This window comes from Mesorhizobium sp. M0590, from assembly GCF_040320905.1.
GTDB lineage: Bacteria > Pseudomonadota > Alphaproteobacteria > Rhizobiales > Rhizobiaceae > Mesorhizobium.
The window spans coordinates 210,142-225,184 of sequence record NZ_JAMYQN010000003.1 but is presented as its reverse complement, the minus strand read 5'-3'; the positions used below and the strand labels follow the sequence as shown (position 1 = coordinate 225,184).

Genomic DNA, 15,043 nt, shown 5'->3' with positions numbered 1-15,043 from the left:
AAAGCGTCGAAAGCAGCCGCACCATGAAGCTTGCCGTCCGTGCCACGATTGCCCTGGTACTCGCGTTTGCTCCGGTCTCAGCCGACGCCCAAAGCGGTGAAAAGGGAGTCCTCGGTGTGGCAAGGGACGATCCGGAGATGGCGGCGGCGATTGAGCAGGCCCGCGCCAGCCTGGATGACTTCCTGATCCTGTCCGAGGCGCCGCCGTCCGGAACAGCCACGTTCAAATTGAAGGTAAGGATCGAAGACGGAACCGCGACGGAACATTTCTGGATCATTCCCTTTCACCGAACGGCGAGCGGATTTGCCGGAATTTTAGCAAACGAGCCGCAGGCAGTGCACAACGTCGTCGCCGGCCAGGAGATCGAATTCACCCGGGACGAAATTTCGGACTGGGGATACACCAAGAACGGCCATCAGGTGGGCAGCTTTACCGTCTGTGTGATGCTCAAGAAGATGTCGAAGGAAGACGCGGACTATCTCCGCGACAATTACGGCTTCGACTGCTGATGTCCGAGCGCGAGGCGCTTTAGCCGCTACCCCGCCTCCTCGTCCTGCGCCCCGATCTTGCGCACCAGCGCCGCGGTCGCCAGGATCGTGGCCATGTCGGCGATGATCGGCGCAACATGCTTGACATAGTCGAGCGGCACAGAGATGTCCGGCAGCTCGAAGAAGTTCTTCGTCTGCGGAAGCAGCAGAAAGCCGTCGCTGCCGTTGAGCGCGACGCGTGCCGGTTCCTTCGGCCATGTTTCGCCAAGCCATTCGAGTGCCTGCGCCAGCCGGCCGGTCACCAGCGGCCGCGCCGCCTCGATATTGTCGGTGCGGAACTCGTAGGCGGCATCGAGCTCCGGCACGCCGCTGGACAGTTCCTGCATCTTGCTGCCTAAGATGCCGCGGAAGAAGCCGACGACCTTGTTGGTCCGGCGCGCGGCCACCAATGTGCCGGGGAACGGCACGATCGTCTCGAAGGCGACGATGACGCCCTTGAACACTGCCGTCGTGCTCTTGCCCGTCCCTTCCCGGAGATCTGCTTCGTAAAGCTCGAACGGAAACCCCTCATAACGGCCGGAAAAAACATCATCGAAAGATTGCCGGTTGAACGGACCAACCGTCTCGCGCGGCAACCGGTCGAACGAATTCGGCTTGATGTTGTGCCGGTACCGCATGTCGTCGATGAAGCCGAAGATGATCGGCAACAGCGTGCTGCGAAACGACTGCTGCAATTTGCTCGCCGGCTTGATCGCCTGGAAATAGAGCAGGATCGCGGCCAGGAATCCGCCGATATAGAGGAACACATGCGGGGTCGAGAACCACTGCTCGTTGGGGTCGGCAACCCCGTTGAAGAGCCAGGCCACAAGCGCCACGAACACCAGCACCAGCCCGATGAAAAGTGGCACCCGCCAGCGCGTCCGGCGATGGGCCGAAGCTCGTTGCGCCTCATAGGCCTCGATGTTCTTCCTGAGGCCGGCGATCACCGCTTCGTTCGGCATGAAATCCGCAGTTTCCATCACCCACCCGCCGCCACAAGCCTGCCCGCGCTGGGCATGATAGCCGGTTTGGTGGACTGCGTCAGCGCACGGCACCGAAGACCGCATCGAGGCGGGCTAGAACCCTTTGCCTGGATTTTCCCGCCAGCGTTTCAAGCGGGACCAGCCGCTCGTGATCGCCGGCGCGCAACCGCATGAAGGCATGCAGCCGGTAGGCGGCGATGGCCCCGCGCGTGCCGGGATCGTCGCTGATCTCGACGACGAGAATGGCGCCGATGCGGCCGGGCCATGGCTGCCGCGCGAAGGCGGTGCCGATGAAATCGCCGAGCCCATAGGCAACGAGCGTCTTGCCGATCCGCTCGATCGGCTGCACGACATGGGCATGATGTCCGGCGATCAGGCCGACGCCATGTTCGGCCAGAAGTCGCGCCATTGCCCGCGTCTTCGCACGTGGAAAATGCCGGAATTCCCAATCCCAATGCGGCACCGCGCAGAGGAGGTCGACACCCAAAGCGGCAGCGTGCGGCCATTGCGTCGGATCGGCTTGCATCGAGACTCGGCCCGCGAACTGAGCCTCGTCGGTATTGCGCCACAAGGTAAAGGCGGCAAGGCCTATGGTCAGCGAACCAACCGCAAACCGCTCGACCGGAGCCGCAGTGCCGATCGTGCGGATGCCTAATTGCTCCAGCGCGGCGACGGTCTCGTCGAAGCCGGCAATACCCTGGTCGAGCACATGGTTGTTGGCCAGCGACAGCACCAGTTTTTCACGCGAAATGCCGGCGGCGGCCAGCGCCTCGGCAAGGAACCGCTCGCTCATCGCGTGGTGCGTGCCAAGCCTGGTGCCCAAAACAGCGCTCGGCCGCTCCACCACCGGGCTTTCGCAATTGCCGACCACCAGATCGGCCGAGGCAAGCAGTGCCGCAATCGCCGGATCGCAGTCCGGCGCGCGGCGATTGGCCACCGCCGAGATATCGCCGACGAAAACCAGCCGCACCGTCCGCGCCGGCAGTGGTTCGAGCACGGCTGCGGCCGCCGGAGCAAAGCCGCGCGCGTCGCCATCGAGCGAAGGCCGGAGGAAGCGTGGCAGCCACGACAGTTTGTAGGAAAGCGGATAGTTCGACACGCGACGCCCAATCGTTTGCCTTGTGTAGACCGTCCGCCGGATTGATTGAAGCGTCGACTGTTGTGGGTGAACCACAGGGCCACAGGCGCAGCGAACCAAATGCGTGTATGATCCACTGCGGAGCGACAAAAGGGGCGATCACGATGAAGCGTTTTTCCAGGCTGGTGGCGTGCGCCATCATTCTTCTCCTGCCGCTGGCTTTACCCAGCGCCGCGGCTCCCGAAGCGGCGGCCCTGTTTGAGGCAAAAATCGTAGCCGAACGCGACAGCGCTCTTGCCGCTCTGGAAGCCGCCGCGCCAGGCGATCCGGCAGCCGCCTACGCCGCCGGCGCCGGCGAATTCTTCACAGCGCTGGAGATCCTGGCCGGCGGTCTGCACCGCCACGGTTTCGACAGCCCGCAATCCTTCATGCTGCCGCTGATGCGGCTGCCGGTGCCGGACAATGCCAATCCCGAGCCGCTGACCTACGAACAATTCCGCGCCATTCTCGTCGCCTTCCGCGACCGGCTGGAGAAATCCGCAGCCACGCTGGGTTCGGTACCCGCCGACGCGGACATCGGCATGGTCATCGACCTCACCCGCCTCGGCATCGACCTCAACGAGGACGGTACGATCGCGCCGGACGAAAGCGCCGCGGCGATCATGGCGTCTCTGTCACGCGGCGGCGGTGCGCCAGACGCGGCCGCACCCGCCCTCATCTTCCGCTTCGACCGCGCCGACGGCTACTGGCTGCAGGGCTATGCCGAGTTCCTGATGGCGCAGGCCGACTTCTGGCTGGCGCATGATTTCAGGGACACGTTCGACGGCTCCTTCCACATGCTGTTCCCGCGCGCCAAACTACCGCTGCAGGACACGCTCGTTCCGCCGGACGGCGGCATGAGCGGCGGCATTCTGTCGTCCGAATGGCGCATCGCCGATTTCATCTCGCTGGTCCATCTCATCAACTGGCAAGTGGTCGAGCCGGAGCGCCGGCAAGCGGCGCGCCGCCATCTCATGGAAATGATCCGGCTGTCGCGCGAGGACTGGAAAGCCATCCGAGCCGAAACCGACAATGACCGTGAATGGCTGCCCGGCCCGCAGCAAAAAGGCGCCAGCCCGCTGACCGGCCTCGAAGTCGGCGAGCAGCAGGTGCAGGCCTGGCTCGCCGCCTTGGCCATGGCCGAGGATCTGCTGGAAGGCCGCACCTTGCTGCCGCATTTCCGCATCGCCGACAAAGGCATCAACATGAAGCGCTTCTTCGACGAGCCGAAGCCCTTCGACCTGGTGCTGTCGATCACCGGCCCGGCCATCGCGCCCTATCTCGAACGCGGGAAGATTCTCACCAGCGAGGAGTTCGATCAGATCCAACGCCAATTCGGCGGCGCCGGGTTTCTGACGTTCGCGCTTTGGTTTAATTGAGCGGGAAACGTGGAGGGTGCTCCTGACACCCTTCTGTCAGCAGCTGGATTGCGCCTCGCGCCACCCGCCACTCCGCTCTTTCCATTTTGGCCGATACCTCCCATATTCGGGCCATGGCCAGACTGTCCGACAAGAAAACGCCTCCGCCGGCGAATGACGAGCGCGCTTCACCGCCCAAGCGGCGCAGTCCGCTGACCGATTTCCTCGATGCGTCGGAGCCCCTGTACAAGGGCGGCTTTGCCGAGGCGCCGCAGACCGAGTTCACCGGCGCCCCGCTGACCGGCTCGATCGCCGACTGGGCCGAGCAGATAGAGCAGGAAGCCGAGAAGGAAGGGCGCCAAATCTCCCCCCTCGAGGGGGAGATGTCGCCGAAGGCGACAGAGGGGGTCGCCGGAGGCAGCGCGGGACGCAAAGGAACGTCGAGTACTGCCGCACCGACCCCACCCGGCGGCTCCGCCGCCACCCTCCCCTCGAGGGGGAGGGAAGGCGCCAAGTCTGCCAAGAAAATCCCCGAGCGCTCCTCTTCCCCCGGCCGTACGGCACGCGGTACCTCGATGGGCGGCGCGGCTTCGGCGCGGGAGCGCACTGCGGCCGGTCTCAACCCTGTCGCCGGCCTCGATGTCTCACTGGAAGAGGCCGAGACAATGGCCTCGGGCGGCGTCACCGCCACCGTCGCGGCGCTGTCGGCGCTGATCGAATCCGGCAATCCGTTGCATAAGGACGGCGTGCTGTGGACGCCGCACCGTCCCGCCCGGCCGGAAAAATCCGAAGGCGGCATCGCCATCAAGATGGTCTCGGATTTCGAGCCCGCCGGCGACCAGCCGACGGCGATCAAGGATCTCGTCGAGGGCGTCAGCAGCAACGACCGCACCCAGGTTCTGCTCGGCGTCACGGGCTCGGGCAAGACCTTCACCATGGCCAAGGTGATCGAGGAGACGCAGCGCCCCGCTCTGATCCTGGCGCCCAACAAGACGTTGGCCGCGCAGCTCTATTCCGAATTCAAGAAATTCTTCCCGGAAAACGCCGTCGAGTATTTCGTCAGCTACTACGACTATTACCAGCCTGAGGCCTATGTGCCCCGGACCGACACCTACATCGAGAAGGAATCCTCGATCAACGAGCAGATCGACCGCATGCGCCATTCGGCGACGCGCTCGCTGCTCGAGCGCGACGACGTCATCATCGTCGCCTCGGTGTCCTGCATCTACGGTATCGGCTCGGTCGAGACCTACACGGCGATGACCTTCCAGATGCAGATCGGCGACCGGCTCGACCAGCGCGCGTTGCTCGCTGACCTCGTCGCCCAGCAGTACAAGCGCCAGGACATCAACTTCGTCCGCGGCTCGTTCCGGGTGCGCGGCGACACGATCGAGATCTTCCCGGCCCACCTCGAGGACCGCGCCTGGCGCATCTCGCTGTTCGGCGACGAGATCGAGGCGATTACCGAATTCGACCCGCTGACGGGACAGAAGACCGGCGAGCTGAAGAGCGTCAAGATCTACGCCAATTCGCACTATGTGACGCCGCGTCCGACCCTCAATCAGGCCATCAAATCGATCAAGGAAGAGCTCAAGCACCGGCTGGTCGAACTCGAACGGGCCGGTCGGTTGCTGGAGGCGCAGCGACTTGAGCAGCGCACCCGCTTCGACCTGGAGATGCTGGAAGCGACCGGCTCCTGCGCCGGCATCGAGAATTACTCGCGCTATCTGACCGGCCGCCAGCCGGGCGATCCGCCGCCGACCTTGTTCGAATACATCCCCGACAATGCGTTGGTCTTTGTCGACGAAAGTCACGTCACCATACCGCAGATCGGCGGCATGTATCGCGGCGACTTTCGCCGCAAGGCGACGCTGGCCGAGTATGGGTTCCGCCTGCCGTCCTGCATGGACAACCGGCCGCTGCGCTTCGAGGAGTGGGACGCCATGCGCCCGCTTTCCGTTGCGGTTTCGGCAACGCCCGGCGGTTGGGAGATGGAGCAGTCCGGCGGTGTCTTTGCCGAACAGGTCATCCGCCCGACCGGCCTGATCGATCCGCCGGTCGAAGTGCGCCCGGCCAAGAGCCAGGTCGACGACGTTGTCGGCGAAATCCGCGAGACCACCAAGGCGGGCTACCGCACGCTGGTCACCGTGCTGACCAAGCGCATGGCCGAGGATTTGACCGAATATCTGCACGAGCAAGGCATACGCGTGCGCTACATGCACTCCGACATCGACACGCTGGAGCGCATCGAGATCCTGCGCGACCTGCGCCTCGGCGCCTTCGACGTGCTGGTCGGCATCAACCTGCTGCGCGAAGGCCTCGACATTCCCGAATGCGGCTTCGTCGCCATTCTCGATGCCGACAAGGAAGGTTTCCTGCGCTCCGAGACATCGCTGATCCAGACCATCGGCCGCGCCGCCAGAAACGTCGACGGCAAGGTCATCCTCTATGCCGACCAGATCACCGGCTCGATGGAGCGGGCAATGGCCGAGACCAACCGCCGTCGCGAAAAGCAGATGGAGTGGAACGCGGCCAACGGCATCACCCCGGAATCGGTCAAGTCGCGCATTTCGGACATCCTGGACTCGGTCTACGAGAAGGACCATGTCCGCGCCGACATTTCGCAGTTCACCGACAGCGCCGGCGCGATGATGGGCAACAATCTGAAGGCGCATCTCGACGCCCTGGACAAGCAGATGCGCGACGCCGCCGCCAACCTCGATTTCGAGAAGGCCGCCCGCATTCGCGACGAGATCAAACGGCTGCGCGAGATGGAACTGTCCATCTCCGACGATCCGCTGGCCAAATATGCCGACATGGAAAGCCCGGTCTCGGGCCGCGAAAAGGGCAAGCACAACAAGGGCATGGCCAAACATCGTACGGCTGAGGAACAGGAGCGTTTCCGCAAGCTCGACGAGGCACGTGCCGCCGAAGAGGCGGCCCGGCCCAACCTCTTTCGCAAGCCCGCGCTCGACGAGATGGGCGCCGACGGCGCCGTACCGGTCAAGAAGCCGCTCTTTGCCAAACCGTCGCTCGACGCAATGGGGCCGGGCACCGACATGCCGACGCCGGCCGGCGCGGTGTCGCGTTCACTGTTCAAGAAACAGTCGGCCGAAGAAGCGCACGGCTCCGATTTCGGCATCCCCGGTGACTCCACCAAGCCGCTGTTCAGGAAGAATTCGCTGGATGAGATGACCGTGCGGCGCACAGAAAAGCCTGTTGAGGGAAGAGTGCCGGCGAAGCCGCAGCCGATCTCCCCCCAAGTGGGGGAGATGCCCGGCAGGGCAGAGGGGGGCGCGAAGGAACGCGACGATTCCGCCAAACCTGTTGCCCGCCAGCGCGCCGGCATCGGCTCCTACGAAGACCCCGCCGACGCCCGCCGCGAAAAGCGCCGTCCCGGCAAGACGGGACGGCCGGGACGGTAGCGAGCTTCCCTTCTCCCCTTGTGGGAGAAGGTGGATCGGCGCGCAGCGCCGAGACGGTTGAGGGGTGCTGGACGGATCGCCGTCGGTGCCAAGCTGGAGCACCCCTCATCCGACCGCTTCGCGGCCACCTTCTCCCACAAGTGGAGAAGGGGGAGCCTAGCCACTTGCCATCGGCCCTACCCTTGGTGTAGCCAGTTTCTACAACTCGAACGTCTTGAAAGGAGGGCTGCGTGTTATTTTCTCACCACCGTCAGCGCGGCCCTGTCCCTGCCCTGCGAGCTTGCTTGCAGGGCTGACCAGAGACGGTCCGGGTTTTTCTTCCCGCTTCGATTTTTTTGGTCCGCCCTTCGTGGTGCTGCAACGCTGAGCCTGATGGCCAGCCTGCGCACCGTCAAAGTGCATTGAACCGGAATTCACTCCGGACAGACCAGAGAAATCGACATGGCCCTGATCAGCCTCAAGTCTCTCGGCGTCACCATGAGTGCGCCGCTCTTGTCCAACCTCGACCTCACCATCGGCACCGGCGACCGGCTCGGCATCGTCGCCGCCAATGGTCGGGGCAAATCCACTTTGCTGAAGTGCCTGACCGGCGAGATCGAAGCCACCACAGGCGACATCACCCGCACGCGCGGCCTGCGCGTCGGTTATGTCGAGCAGGTCGTCCCCGCAGCCTTGGCCGGACGTAGCTTTCATGAGGTGGTGGCCGACGCCTTGCCGGCCGAGCAGGCCGAAAGCGAGCAATGGCGCGTTGACGTGGTTCTCGACTCGCTCGACGTGCCGGAGCCGATGCGCGAGCGGCCAATCCAGGCGCTGAGCGGCGGCTGGCAAAGGCTGGCGTTGATCGCCCGCGTCTGGGTCACCGATCCCGACGTCCTGCTTCTCGACGAGCCGACCAATCACCTCGATCTCGGCAAGATCAGCCAGCTCGAGACCTGGCTGAACGCGCTGCCACGTGAGGTGCCGCTGGTGATCGCCAGCCACGACCGGGCGTTCCTCGACGCGACGACCAACCGGACGCTGTTCCTGCGCCCCGAACAGTCGCCGGTGTTTTCGCTGCCCTATTCGCGGGCGCGGCTTGCACTGGACGAGGTCGATGCCGCGACCGAACGCAAGTTCCAGCGCGACATGAAGATGGCACAGCAGTTGCGCCGGCAAGCGGCCAAGCTGAACAATATCGGCATCAATTCCGGCAGCGATCTTTTGACGGTCAAGACCAGGCAACTGAACCAACGCGCCCAGCGCCTCGAGGCGGTCGCAGCCCCCGCGCATCGCGAAAAGTCGGCGGGCGCGATCAAGCTCGCCAACCGCGGCAGCCATGCCAAGGTGCTGATCACGCTCGACGAGTTGGTGGTCGGAACACCTGACGGCACGGTTCTGTTCAGCACCGGCAAGCGCCACATCCGCCAAGGCGACCGCATCGTCCTGCTCGGCCGTAACGGCGTCGGCAAGTCACGGCTGATCGGCCTGATCCGGAACGCCATCGTCGAGCCGGAAACGGCGGCGCGAAGCCTGAAGGTGACGCCGTCGACGGTGCTCGGCTATAGCGACCAGGCATTGTCGGGCATCGGCGGCGACGACACGCCGCTGGCGATGCTCTCGCGCAGATTCGATGTCGGCGAGCAGCGCGCCCGCTCGCTGCTGGCGGGCGCCGGCGTCAGCATCGACATGCAGGAGCGCAGGATCGGCGTGCTGTCGGGCGGACAGAAGGCACGGCTGATGATGCTGGCGCTGAGGCTCGCCAATCCCAATTTCTATTTACTCGACGAGCCGACCAATCATCTCGATATCGATGGTCAGGAAGCACTGGAAGCGGAATTGCTGGAACATCAGGCGAGCTGCCTGCTTGCCTCGCACGACCGCTCCTTCATCCGCGCGGTTGGCAACCGCTTCTGGCTGATCGAGAAACGGCGATTGACCGAGATCGACAGCCCGGAGGAGTTCTTCCGGGAGGTTGCCGAAGCCGGCGGCTGAAGGCTTGCGGAAAAAAATTCCGGCGCTCTGTCGGATGATGATCGCATGCCACGTCCTTGGGTTGCCGACACGGTGATGCCGGCGCCAATCGAGGAGAAAGCATCATGTCTATTCTGTCATCCATAGGTCACGCCGTGACGCGTTACTCGGCGGCTCGCGCCCGTTATCGCAGCGAACGCGCCATCCTTTCATTGCCGATCGAGCTGCGCAAAGATATTGGCTGGCCGGAAATCGTCGTCGACGCGCAAAACAGCCCGCGGATTCGCATCGAAGGTTGAAAGGTGGCATTTTGCCGTCGCGGCAGGCGCCATTTCGAATCCAAAAACCATCGGCCGTGTAGGATCGTCGCCGTTCCGTTCGTCCTGTGGTTCGCAAAGGCAAACCAGACGCAAAGAGGAGCATGACATGAATGACCAGCCGCAGACCCAGCCCGCCGCCAAAGTGCTTGGCGGATTGACGCCCTACCTTCAGCTGGACGGCGCTTTCAAAGCCGCAGAATTTTACCAAAAGGCCTTCGGTGCCGAGCAGGTCTTTGCCTATCCGCCGGACGAACAGGGCCGCACCATGCATATCCATCTCCACATCAACGGTTCGACCCTGATGCTTTCCGACTTCTATCCCGAGCATGGAATGGCCGCTGTGAAGCCGCAGGGCTACACCATGCAGCTCCATCTCGGTAGCGACGACATCGACGCCTGGTGGCAGCGAGCCGTCGAGGCGGGCTGCGAGGAAGTCGTGCCGTTGCAGGTGATGTTCTGGGGCGATCGCTGGGGCAATATGCGTGATCCGTTCGGCGTCGAATGGGCAATGAACGCACCGGTGAAGAAGGCTTAGCACATTCTTTCCTTCGCCCCTTGCCGGAGAAGGAAAACCTACCAGGAGGAAATCCAAATGTCTTATGTCGATGGTTTCGTTCTCGCCGTACCCAAGGCCAATCTGGAAGCCTACAAGAAAATGGCCGAGACGGCAGGTTCCGTCTGGAAGGAGCACGGTGCTCTTGCCTATGTCGAATGCGTCGGCGACGACGTCCCTTATGGCGAGCTCACCTCGTTCCCGCGCGCCGTTCAGGCCAAGGACGACGAGATCGTCATCTTCTCGTGGGTGGTCTATGAATCGCGGCAGAGCCGCGACGTGGTGATGGCCAAGGTGATGGCCGACCCACGCCTCAAGCCGGACTGGTCGACGATGCCGTTCGACGGCAAGCGCATGATCTTCGGCGGCTTCCAGCCCTTCATCGAGCTGTAGGCGCCCCTCGATCAAGTTTGTTGAGCAGCGGCTTCAGCCGCTCGCCATAGCGCTTCCACAGGTCGACCGAGCCCTGATACATCGGCTGGCGCACTTGCGCAGCCGACGCCGTTCGCACCGGCCGGTCGGTCTGGTGGAACGACAGCACGGCGTCGTCCCACGGCAGGCCGAGATGGGCGATCAGCGCCCGCGACTGGCCTTCCTGGTCGGCGACGAAATCCTCGTAGCGAACGTCGTGCACGACATCAGGCAGCACGGCGTGCCAGTGCGCCATGATGTCGGTGTACAGATTGTGGAAATCGGCGAGCTCGTCGAGATCGTAGCCGTAGCGATGGCTGTCGCCTCGGAAGTGCACCTTGTAGATCGACAGGCAGGTCGCCGCCGCATCGCGCGCGCAATGGATGATCTTGGCCTTCGGCAGCATCAAATGGATGAAGCCCACCAAGAGGAAATTGCCGGGCATCTTGTCGGTGACGTGCCGAGAACCCGGATAGCGGGCGTGCAGCATGTCGAGATAGGCCTGGCCGGCCTCGGCATAGGCCTTGTCGGGCATGTCGGCGATGCCCCAGGGAAAGCCGCCCTTCATGCTGAGCGGAAACTGCTTGCCGACCGCCGTCTTCAATATGCTGAGCTCGCCGGCGCCATAGACCTGCGGATGGCTGGCGATGATCTGCTCGACCAGCGTGGTGCCGGAACGCGGCATGCCGACGACGAAGATCGGCGTGTCGTCGGCTATCCCGCTCGGCCTGTGCCTTTCAAAAAAGGCCTTGTCGAACACCGCCTTCATCGCCTCGAACTCGCCGCGCGTCTTGCCGGCGTCGTAGTCGATGCCCTGGCGGCGGATCGCGTTGCCTTCGGCGAAATAGTCGAAAGCGCGGCCATAATCCCTGAGGTCGTCATTGGCCTTGCCGAGGCCGAAGGAAAGCTGCATGCGCGCCAGGCTGCCTTGCGGCGCCTTGGCGTGCTCCGCCTCCATGCGGGCAAACTCGGCGTCGCGCTCCTTCTGGCGCTTGACCTGGGTAAGCATCAGCCAGGCCCTCGCCATGCCGGGGTCCACAGCCAGCGCCTGCCTGAAAAGATCCGCAGCCTCGTCGAGATTTCCCTTTTCCATCAGCCCGACACCCAGGCCGTGCAAAAGATCGGCATCCTTCGGCCGGATCGTCAGCGCCTCGCGAAAGACAGCCAGTGCCTCATCCAGCCGGCCCGCTTCCTGCAGCGTTTCGGCAAGCCCGACGCGGGCGCGGACATGGAACGGGTTACGGCCGATCGTGCCGCGATAAATATCCTCGGCGCCTTCGAATTGGCCGAGCTGCTTCAGCGACGAGCCGAGATTGTCACGCGCCGCCAGCTGGTCCGGCCGAATCGCCACCACCTTGCGGAAGAGATCGGCGGCGGCCGCGACCCGGCCGAGGTCGCGCAGCACGGTGCCGAGATTGTTGAGGAAATCCGGATTGTTCGGTTGCAGACGCACCGATTGTTCGATCAGCGCCAGCCCCTCGGCGCTGCGCCCGGTCTGGTGCAGCAGAAGCCCGAGGAAATGCGCAGCAGCCGGGTGGTTGGCCTTTTGCGCCAGCACCTGTCGGTAAAGCGCCTCGGCTTCCTGCCGGCGCCCGGCCTGGTGCAGCTGCAGCGCCTGCTGCACGTGCTGGTCGAGCCCCAGCGGCGGCTGTCCGCCTGAGCCGTAACGTGCGCCTGCCGGTTGTCTCGGATCTCTGTTGATGGGAAACCTGCCGTGTTGTCCGCCTGCCGCGATCTAGGCCATCGCTGCGGCGCGTGCAAGAGCAGACGGCGGTCGCTACGAAGCAAAACTTCGAACCCGGGGGAGCCTACCGAAAGTCGGCCGGCGTCAGCACATACATGTTCCTGCGGCCGTGCGAGTAGGCTTGGCGCGCAATCTCGTGGATCGACGAACGCTTGGCGTCGAAGGCGCTGAGAAATTCGGCCTCGGCTCCGCTTGCTGCCGGGTTTGCCGCCGAAAGTGCCGCGACCTCGACAAAGAACGGGACTTCGAACATGCCGTCATGGCCGACGAAACGAATGCGCTTGGCCGCCGCGTCATAGGAGCGGCTGGGATTGGGAAAATTGAGCGTCATGGCTTGCGCGTCAAATCAGGCGGTTGCTTTCGGCAAGCTGGCGCGCCCGCCGCGCCGTGCCGTCGGTGTCGGCAATCCTTCGCCTTGCCGCCTCGTCGCTTCTTATCGTGAGACGCGGCGACAAGACCTTTATCGGCTTTGCGACAGGACTGACTGCAACTGTCGGGACATCCGGTGTTCTTGCGGAGTTCATGACTCTCTTCCTTCCATTGCTAGATAAATACAAATGCCGGAGGAATTTTTTCGGAAGTTCTTCAAACAATTTTTGAGGTGCACCGGGACCGTATCATCGTTCTGCGGATAACTATAGAAAAGTAATTTGACGTTGGTAGGGGTAAGAGGCCGAAAACTTCTTGAATAAGCCGCATTTTCAGACTATTGGTATGAAACCGTTTTGGGCCATGCTTGGCCCCGCGGTGTCAGGGATTCTCGGCCCGCCAAACTTATCCAAATCGCCGACACCTGGTACCGCAATGCAGGCTCCGCTTCCGGGGCAGGCCGGAAAGAAACTTCAAGGCACGAGAACTTCAAGGCACAAGCGAGAACTTCGAGGCACAAGAATGTCTGCTCGCACCACCCATTCCATAGCGCATTTCGCGGCACCTTTCGTGCTTGGCGGGCTGGATGGCGTGCAGCCGGCCGGCGACTATGACATCGACCACGACGAAGAACTGATCGACGGCATGTCCTGGCCTGCCTGGCGCCGCGTCGCCACTTTCATCCATCTGCCGGCAAGGACAGTGAAAAGCGCGACCAGCCAGCTTGTCGCCATTGACCATGCCGAGCTCGACGCAGCGCTTCGGCACGACCGGGAGAATGTCACATGATCCGCTTCCAGCAGAATGCGCGGCGCACGGACACGCCGGCGCATATCTTCACCGTCGGCCAGACCGTCCGCATGAAGAGCCGCACCGGCCTTGCCCAAAAGACCGCGGAGCTGTTCCAGATCAAGAGCCGGCTGCCGGTCAAGGACGGCTCGCCGCAATATCGCATCCGCAGCGATCAGGAGACCTATGAGCGGGTCACCACGGAAGACAATCTCGAACCGGTCGACAACCCGGCCAACTGAGCCGACGCGCCGCAACGCTGCTTCACATGCTGATGGTGCCGCAGATCTGCGTCGCCTGCGCATCTCCAACGGGAACGGCGCTGAGCTCTACGCCGGCCCCCAGATGGTGCTTATCCGGCCAGGCTGTAGGTCGGTGCGCTAGCAGGGCCCGTCATCGACGACGCGATAATCCGCCGCGCGGGCTTCGCATTCGTTGGGGAATGTGCGCAGTTCGCCATGGCGACGGGCACAGACCGGGCGGTATTCGCGGGTGCAGAATGTCTGCTCCTCACCGCCACCACCACCGCCGCGGCACTCGCCCTCGCGAATGATGCGGTATCCGGCCCGTTCGGCAAGGCAGGCATTGGCGAAGGTCTGGCGGTCGCCGCCGCGCCGGGCACAGACCGGGTCATATTGCCTAGTGCAGAATTGCGGCCCCGGCCGTGGCGGGCGCGGCCCCGGCCCCTCATCATCCACCACGACGGTGCAGGCTGCGAGAATTACCGACAGGAACAGGATGGAAAAAACCTGCCGCGGAAAGATTGCCGCAAGAAACCGCATGAATGTTCCCTCCCTCGAAACTCCTGCCTGCACAAATGGTGCCTGGGTCAGGCCGATCCTCGTCATTCCGCTGCCAGATGCAACCCCTGTTTGCAACTGGCGAGCCAGGGCGGTATGGCGGCGCAAGCCAAGACAGCACCTGCCCCGCTGGCTGGACCATGCCTGGGTGAAGTCTGGCCGATGACCGCGCAGAGAACCGGGACTATCGGTGCGATGCGTCGGGATGCGCCTGTTGGGGCCGCCCGCGGCTGTGTCTTGCAAGGATCACGTTTCCGTGCGATAAATTTTGTGTTCGGGCATTTGCGACCCGGAGAGCGGAACGTTTTGGACGACCTTTCCCCGATACTGTGAATCTCTGACAGCCCCGTTTTCGGCGGGGGGTTTTACCCATGCGCCAATGCATGACTGCCGAAGCAACCACCGGGACTTGCCCACGGCGCCAGGCGGCGGGCGGAACCACCAAGACTGACACGGGTGAAGGAGTTTCCCCAATGGCCCAGACCGGCACCGTTAAATTCTTCAACGCTACCAAAGGCTTCGGCTTCATCACGCCCGATGGCGGCGCCAAGGATGTGTTCGTCCACATCTCGGCGATCGAGGCTTCCGGGCTGCGCACGCTCGTCGACGGTCAGAAGGTCACCTTCGATGTCGAGCCCGACCGTATGGGCAAGGGTCCGAAAGCGGTCAATCTCCGCGCTGCCTGAAACCACAGCGT

General features: G+C 63.5%; 16 protein-coding genes. 10 read left to right on the top strand and 6 right to left on the bottom strand.

Annotated features, from left to right (window positions below):
* Positions 1-23: 23 nt before the first annotated feature.
* Positions 24-509, top strand: coding sequence for a YegJ family protein (locus NKI52_RS08145; RefSeq protein WP_352697578.1), 486 nt, complete (start codon positions 24-26; stop codon positions 507-509).
* Positions 510-535: 26 nt separating this feature from the next.
* Here the strand turns inward: NKI52_RS08145 and NKI52_RS08140 are convergent, their stop codons facing one another.
* Together NKI52_RS08140 and NKI52_RS08135 are read right to left on the bottom strand one after the other, a co-directional pair.
* Complete coding sequence (locus NKI52_RS08140) at positions 536-1,507, bottom strand: hypothetical protein (protein WP_352697576.1); 972 nt, start codon at positions 1,505-1,507, stop codon at positions 536-538.
* A 61-nt stretch (positions 1,508-1,568) separates the two neighbouring features.
* Positions 1,569-2,609: a CapA family protein gene (locus NKI52_RS08135; protein WP_352697574.1), complete on the bottom strand. Its 1,041-nt coding sequence runs from the start codon at positions 2,607-2,609 to the stop codon at positions 1,569-1,571.
* A 143-nt stretch (positions 2,610-2,752) separates the two neighbouring features.
* On the opposite strand from NKI52_RS08135, the gene NKI52_RS08130 reads away from it, so the two are divergent.
* From NKI52_RS08130 to NKI52_RS08105, 6 genes are all read left to right on the top strand, one after another.
* Positions 2,753-4,006, top strand: coding sequence for a hypothetical protein (locus tag NKI52_RS08130; protein WP_352697572.1), 1,254 nt, complete (start codon positions 2,753-2,755; stop codon positions 4,004-4,006).
* A 113-nt stretch (positions 4,007-4,119) separates the two neighbouring features.
* Positions 4,120-7,410 (top strand): excinuclease ABC subunit UvrB, encoded by a 3,291-nt coding sequence (uvrB, locus tag NKI52_RS08125; protein WP_352697571.1) that lies wholly within the window; start codon positions 4,120-4,122, stop codon positions 7,408-7,410.
* A gap of 441 nt (positions 7,411-7,851) precedes the next feature.
* Entirely contained in the window at positions 7,852-9,381 is a 1,530-nt protein-coding gene (locus tag NKI52_RS08120) for an ABC-F family ATP-binding cassette domain-containing protein (protein ID WP_352697569.1), read from the top strand.
* A 104-nt stretch (positions 9,382-9,485) separates the two neighbouring features.
* Positions 9,486-9,659, top strand: a complete 174-nt coding sequence (locus tag NKI52_RS08115; RefSeq protein WP_023719167.1) for a hypothetical protein — start codon at positions 9,486-9,488, stop codon at positions 9,657-9,659.
* Positions 9,660-9,786: 127 nt separating this feature from the next.
* Positions 9,787-10,215, top strand: a complete 429-nt coding sequence (locus tag NKI52_RS08110) for a VOC family protein (protein WP_352697567.1) — start codon at positions 9,787-9,789, stop codon at positions 10,213-10,215.
* Positions 10,216-10,272: 57 nt separating this feature from the next.
* Positions 10,273-10,626, top strand: a complete 354-nt coding sequence (locus tag NKI52_RS08105) for a DUF1428 domain-containing protein (RefSeq protein WP_352697565.1) — start codon at positions 10,273-10,275, stop codon at positions 10,624-10,626.
* Here NKI52_RS08105 and NKI52_RS08100 read toward each other — a convergent pair.
* The 3 genes from NKI52_RS08100 to NKI52_RS08090 all read right to left on the bottom strand — a co-directional run bounded on the left by NKI52_RS08100 (position 10,613) and on the right by NKI52_RS08090 (position 12,912).
* Positions 10,613-12,268 (bottom strand): tetratricopeptide repeat-containing sulfotransferase family protein, encoded by a 1,656-nt coding sequence (locus NKI52_RS08100; protein WP_352697563.1) that lies wholly within the window; start codon positions 12,266-12,268, stop codon positions 10,613-10,615. The genes NKI52_RS08105 and NKI52_RS08100 overlap by 14 nt on opposite strands.
* 184 nt (positions 12,269-12,452) lie before the next feature.
* Positions 12,453-12,719: a DUF1488 family protein gene (locus tag NKI52_RS08095; protein WP_352567998.1), complete on the bottom strand. Its 267-nt coding sequence runs from the start codon at positions 12,717-12,719 to the stop codon at positions 12,453-12,455.
* A 10-nt stretch (positions 12,720-12,729) separates the two neighbouring features.
* Positions 12,730-12,912 (bottom strand): hypothetical protein, encoded by a 183-nt coding sequence (locus tag NKI52_RS08090; RefSeq protein ID WP_023678406.1) that lies wholly within the window; start codon positions 12,910-12,912, stop codon positions 12,730-12,732.
* A 367-nt stretch (positions 12,913-13,279) separates the two neighbouring features.
* Between NKI52_RS08090 and NKI52_RS08085 the strand changes: the two genes are divergently transcribed.
* Positions 13,280-13,546, top strand: coding sequence for a hypothetical protein (locus NKI52_RS08085; protein ID WP_352697561.1), 267 nt, complete (start codon positions 13,280-13,282; stop codon positions 13,544-13,546).
* A complete protein-coding gene (locus NKI52_RS08080) occupies positions 13,543-13,788 on the top strand; it encodes a hypothetical protein (RefSeq protein ID WP_023678408.1) in 246 nt (81 codons plus the stop codon). The genes NKI52_RS08085 and NKI52_RS08080 overlap by 4 nt, the downstream gene beginning before the upstream one ends.
* A 138-nt stretch (positions 13,789-13,926) precedes the next feature.
* Here the strand turns inward: NKI52_RS08080 and NKI52_RS08075 are convergent, their stop codons facing one another.
* Positions 13,927-14,328, bottom strand: coding sequence for a Kazal-type serine protease inhibitor family protein (locus tag NKI52_RS08075; protein WP_352456930.1), 402 nt, complete (start codon positions 14,326-14,328; stop codon positions 13,927-13,929).
* 491 nt (positions 14,329-14,819) lie between these two features.
* On the opposite strand from NKI52_RS08075, the gene NKI52_RS08070 reads away from it, so the two are divergent.
* Positions 14,820-15,032 (top strand): cold-shock protein, encoded by a 213-nt coding sequence (locus NKI52_RS08070; RefSeq protein WP_006202520.1) that lies wholly within the window; start codon positions 14,820-14,822, stop codon positions 15,030-15,032.
* Positions 15,033-15,043 lie beyond the last annotated feature (11 nt).

What these genes read in the sequence shown, in the direction of transcription:
- NKI52_RS08145 (WP_352697578.1), top strand. Translation starts at nt 24, where the DNA reads ATGAAGCTTGCCGTCCGTGCCACGATTGCCCTGGTACTCGCGTTTGCT.
- NKI52_RS08140 (WP_352697576.1), bottom strand. Translation starts at nt 1,507, where the DNA reads ATGGAAACTGCGGATTTCATGCCGAACGAAGCGGTGATCGCCGGCCTC.
- NKI52_RS08130 (WP_352697572.1), top strand. Translation starts at nt 2,753, where the DNA reads ATGAAGCGTTTTTCCAGGCTGGTGGCGTGCGCCATCATTCTTCTCCTG.
- uvrB (WP_352697571.1), top strand. Translation starts at nt 4,120, where the DNA reads ATGGCCAGACTGTCCGACAAGAAAACGCCTCCGCCGGCGAATGACGAG.
- NKI52_RS08120 (WP_352697569.1), top strand. Translation starts at nt 7,852, where the DNA reads ATGGCCCTGATCAGCCTCAAGTCTCTCGGCGTCACCATGAGTGCGCCG.
- NKI52_RS08115 (WP_023719167.1), top strand. Translation starts at nt 9,486, where the DNA reads ATGTCTATTCTGTCATCCATAGGTCACGCCGTGACGCGTTACTCGGCG.
- NKI52_RS08110 (WP_352697567.1), top strand. Translation starts at nt 9,787, where the DNA reads ATGAATGACCAGCCGCAGACCCAGCCCGCCGCCAAAGTGCTTGGCGGA.
- NKI52_RS08105 (WP_352697565.1), top strand. Translation starts at nt 10,273, where the DNA reads ATGTCTTATGTCGATGGTTTCGTTCTCGCCGTACCCAAGGCCAATCTG.
- NKI52_RS08095 (WP_352567998.1), bottom strand. Translation starts at nt 12,719, where the DNA reads ATGACGCTCAATTTTCCCAATCCCAGCCGCTCCTATGACGCGGCGGCC.
- NKI52_RS08090 (WP_023678406.1), bottom strand. Translation starts at nt 12,912, where the DNA reads ATGAACTCCGCAAGAACACCGGATGTCCCGACAGTTGCAGTCAGTCCT.
- NKI52_RS08085 (WP_352697561.1), top strand. Translation starts at nt 13,280, where the DNA reads ATGTCTGCTCGCACCACCCATTCCATAGCGCATTTCGCGGCACCTTTC.
- NKI52_RS08080 (WP_023678408.1), top strand. Translation starts at nt 13,543, where the DNA reads ATGATCCGCTTCCAGCAGAATGCGCGGCGCACGGACACGCCGGCGCAT.
- NKI52_RS08075 (WP_352456930.1), bottom strand. Translation starts at nt 14,328, where the DNA reads ATGCGGTTTCTTGCGGCAATCTTTCCGCGGCAGGTTTTTTCCATCCTG.
- NKI52_RS08070 (WP_006202520.1), top strand. Translation starts at nt 14,820, where the DNA reads ATGGCCCAGACCGGCACCGTTAAATTCTTCAACGCTACCAAAGGCTTC.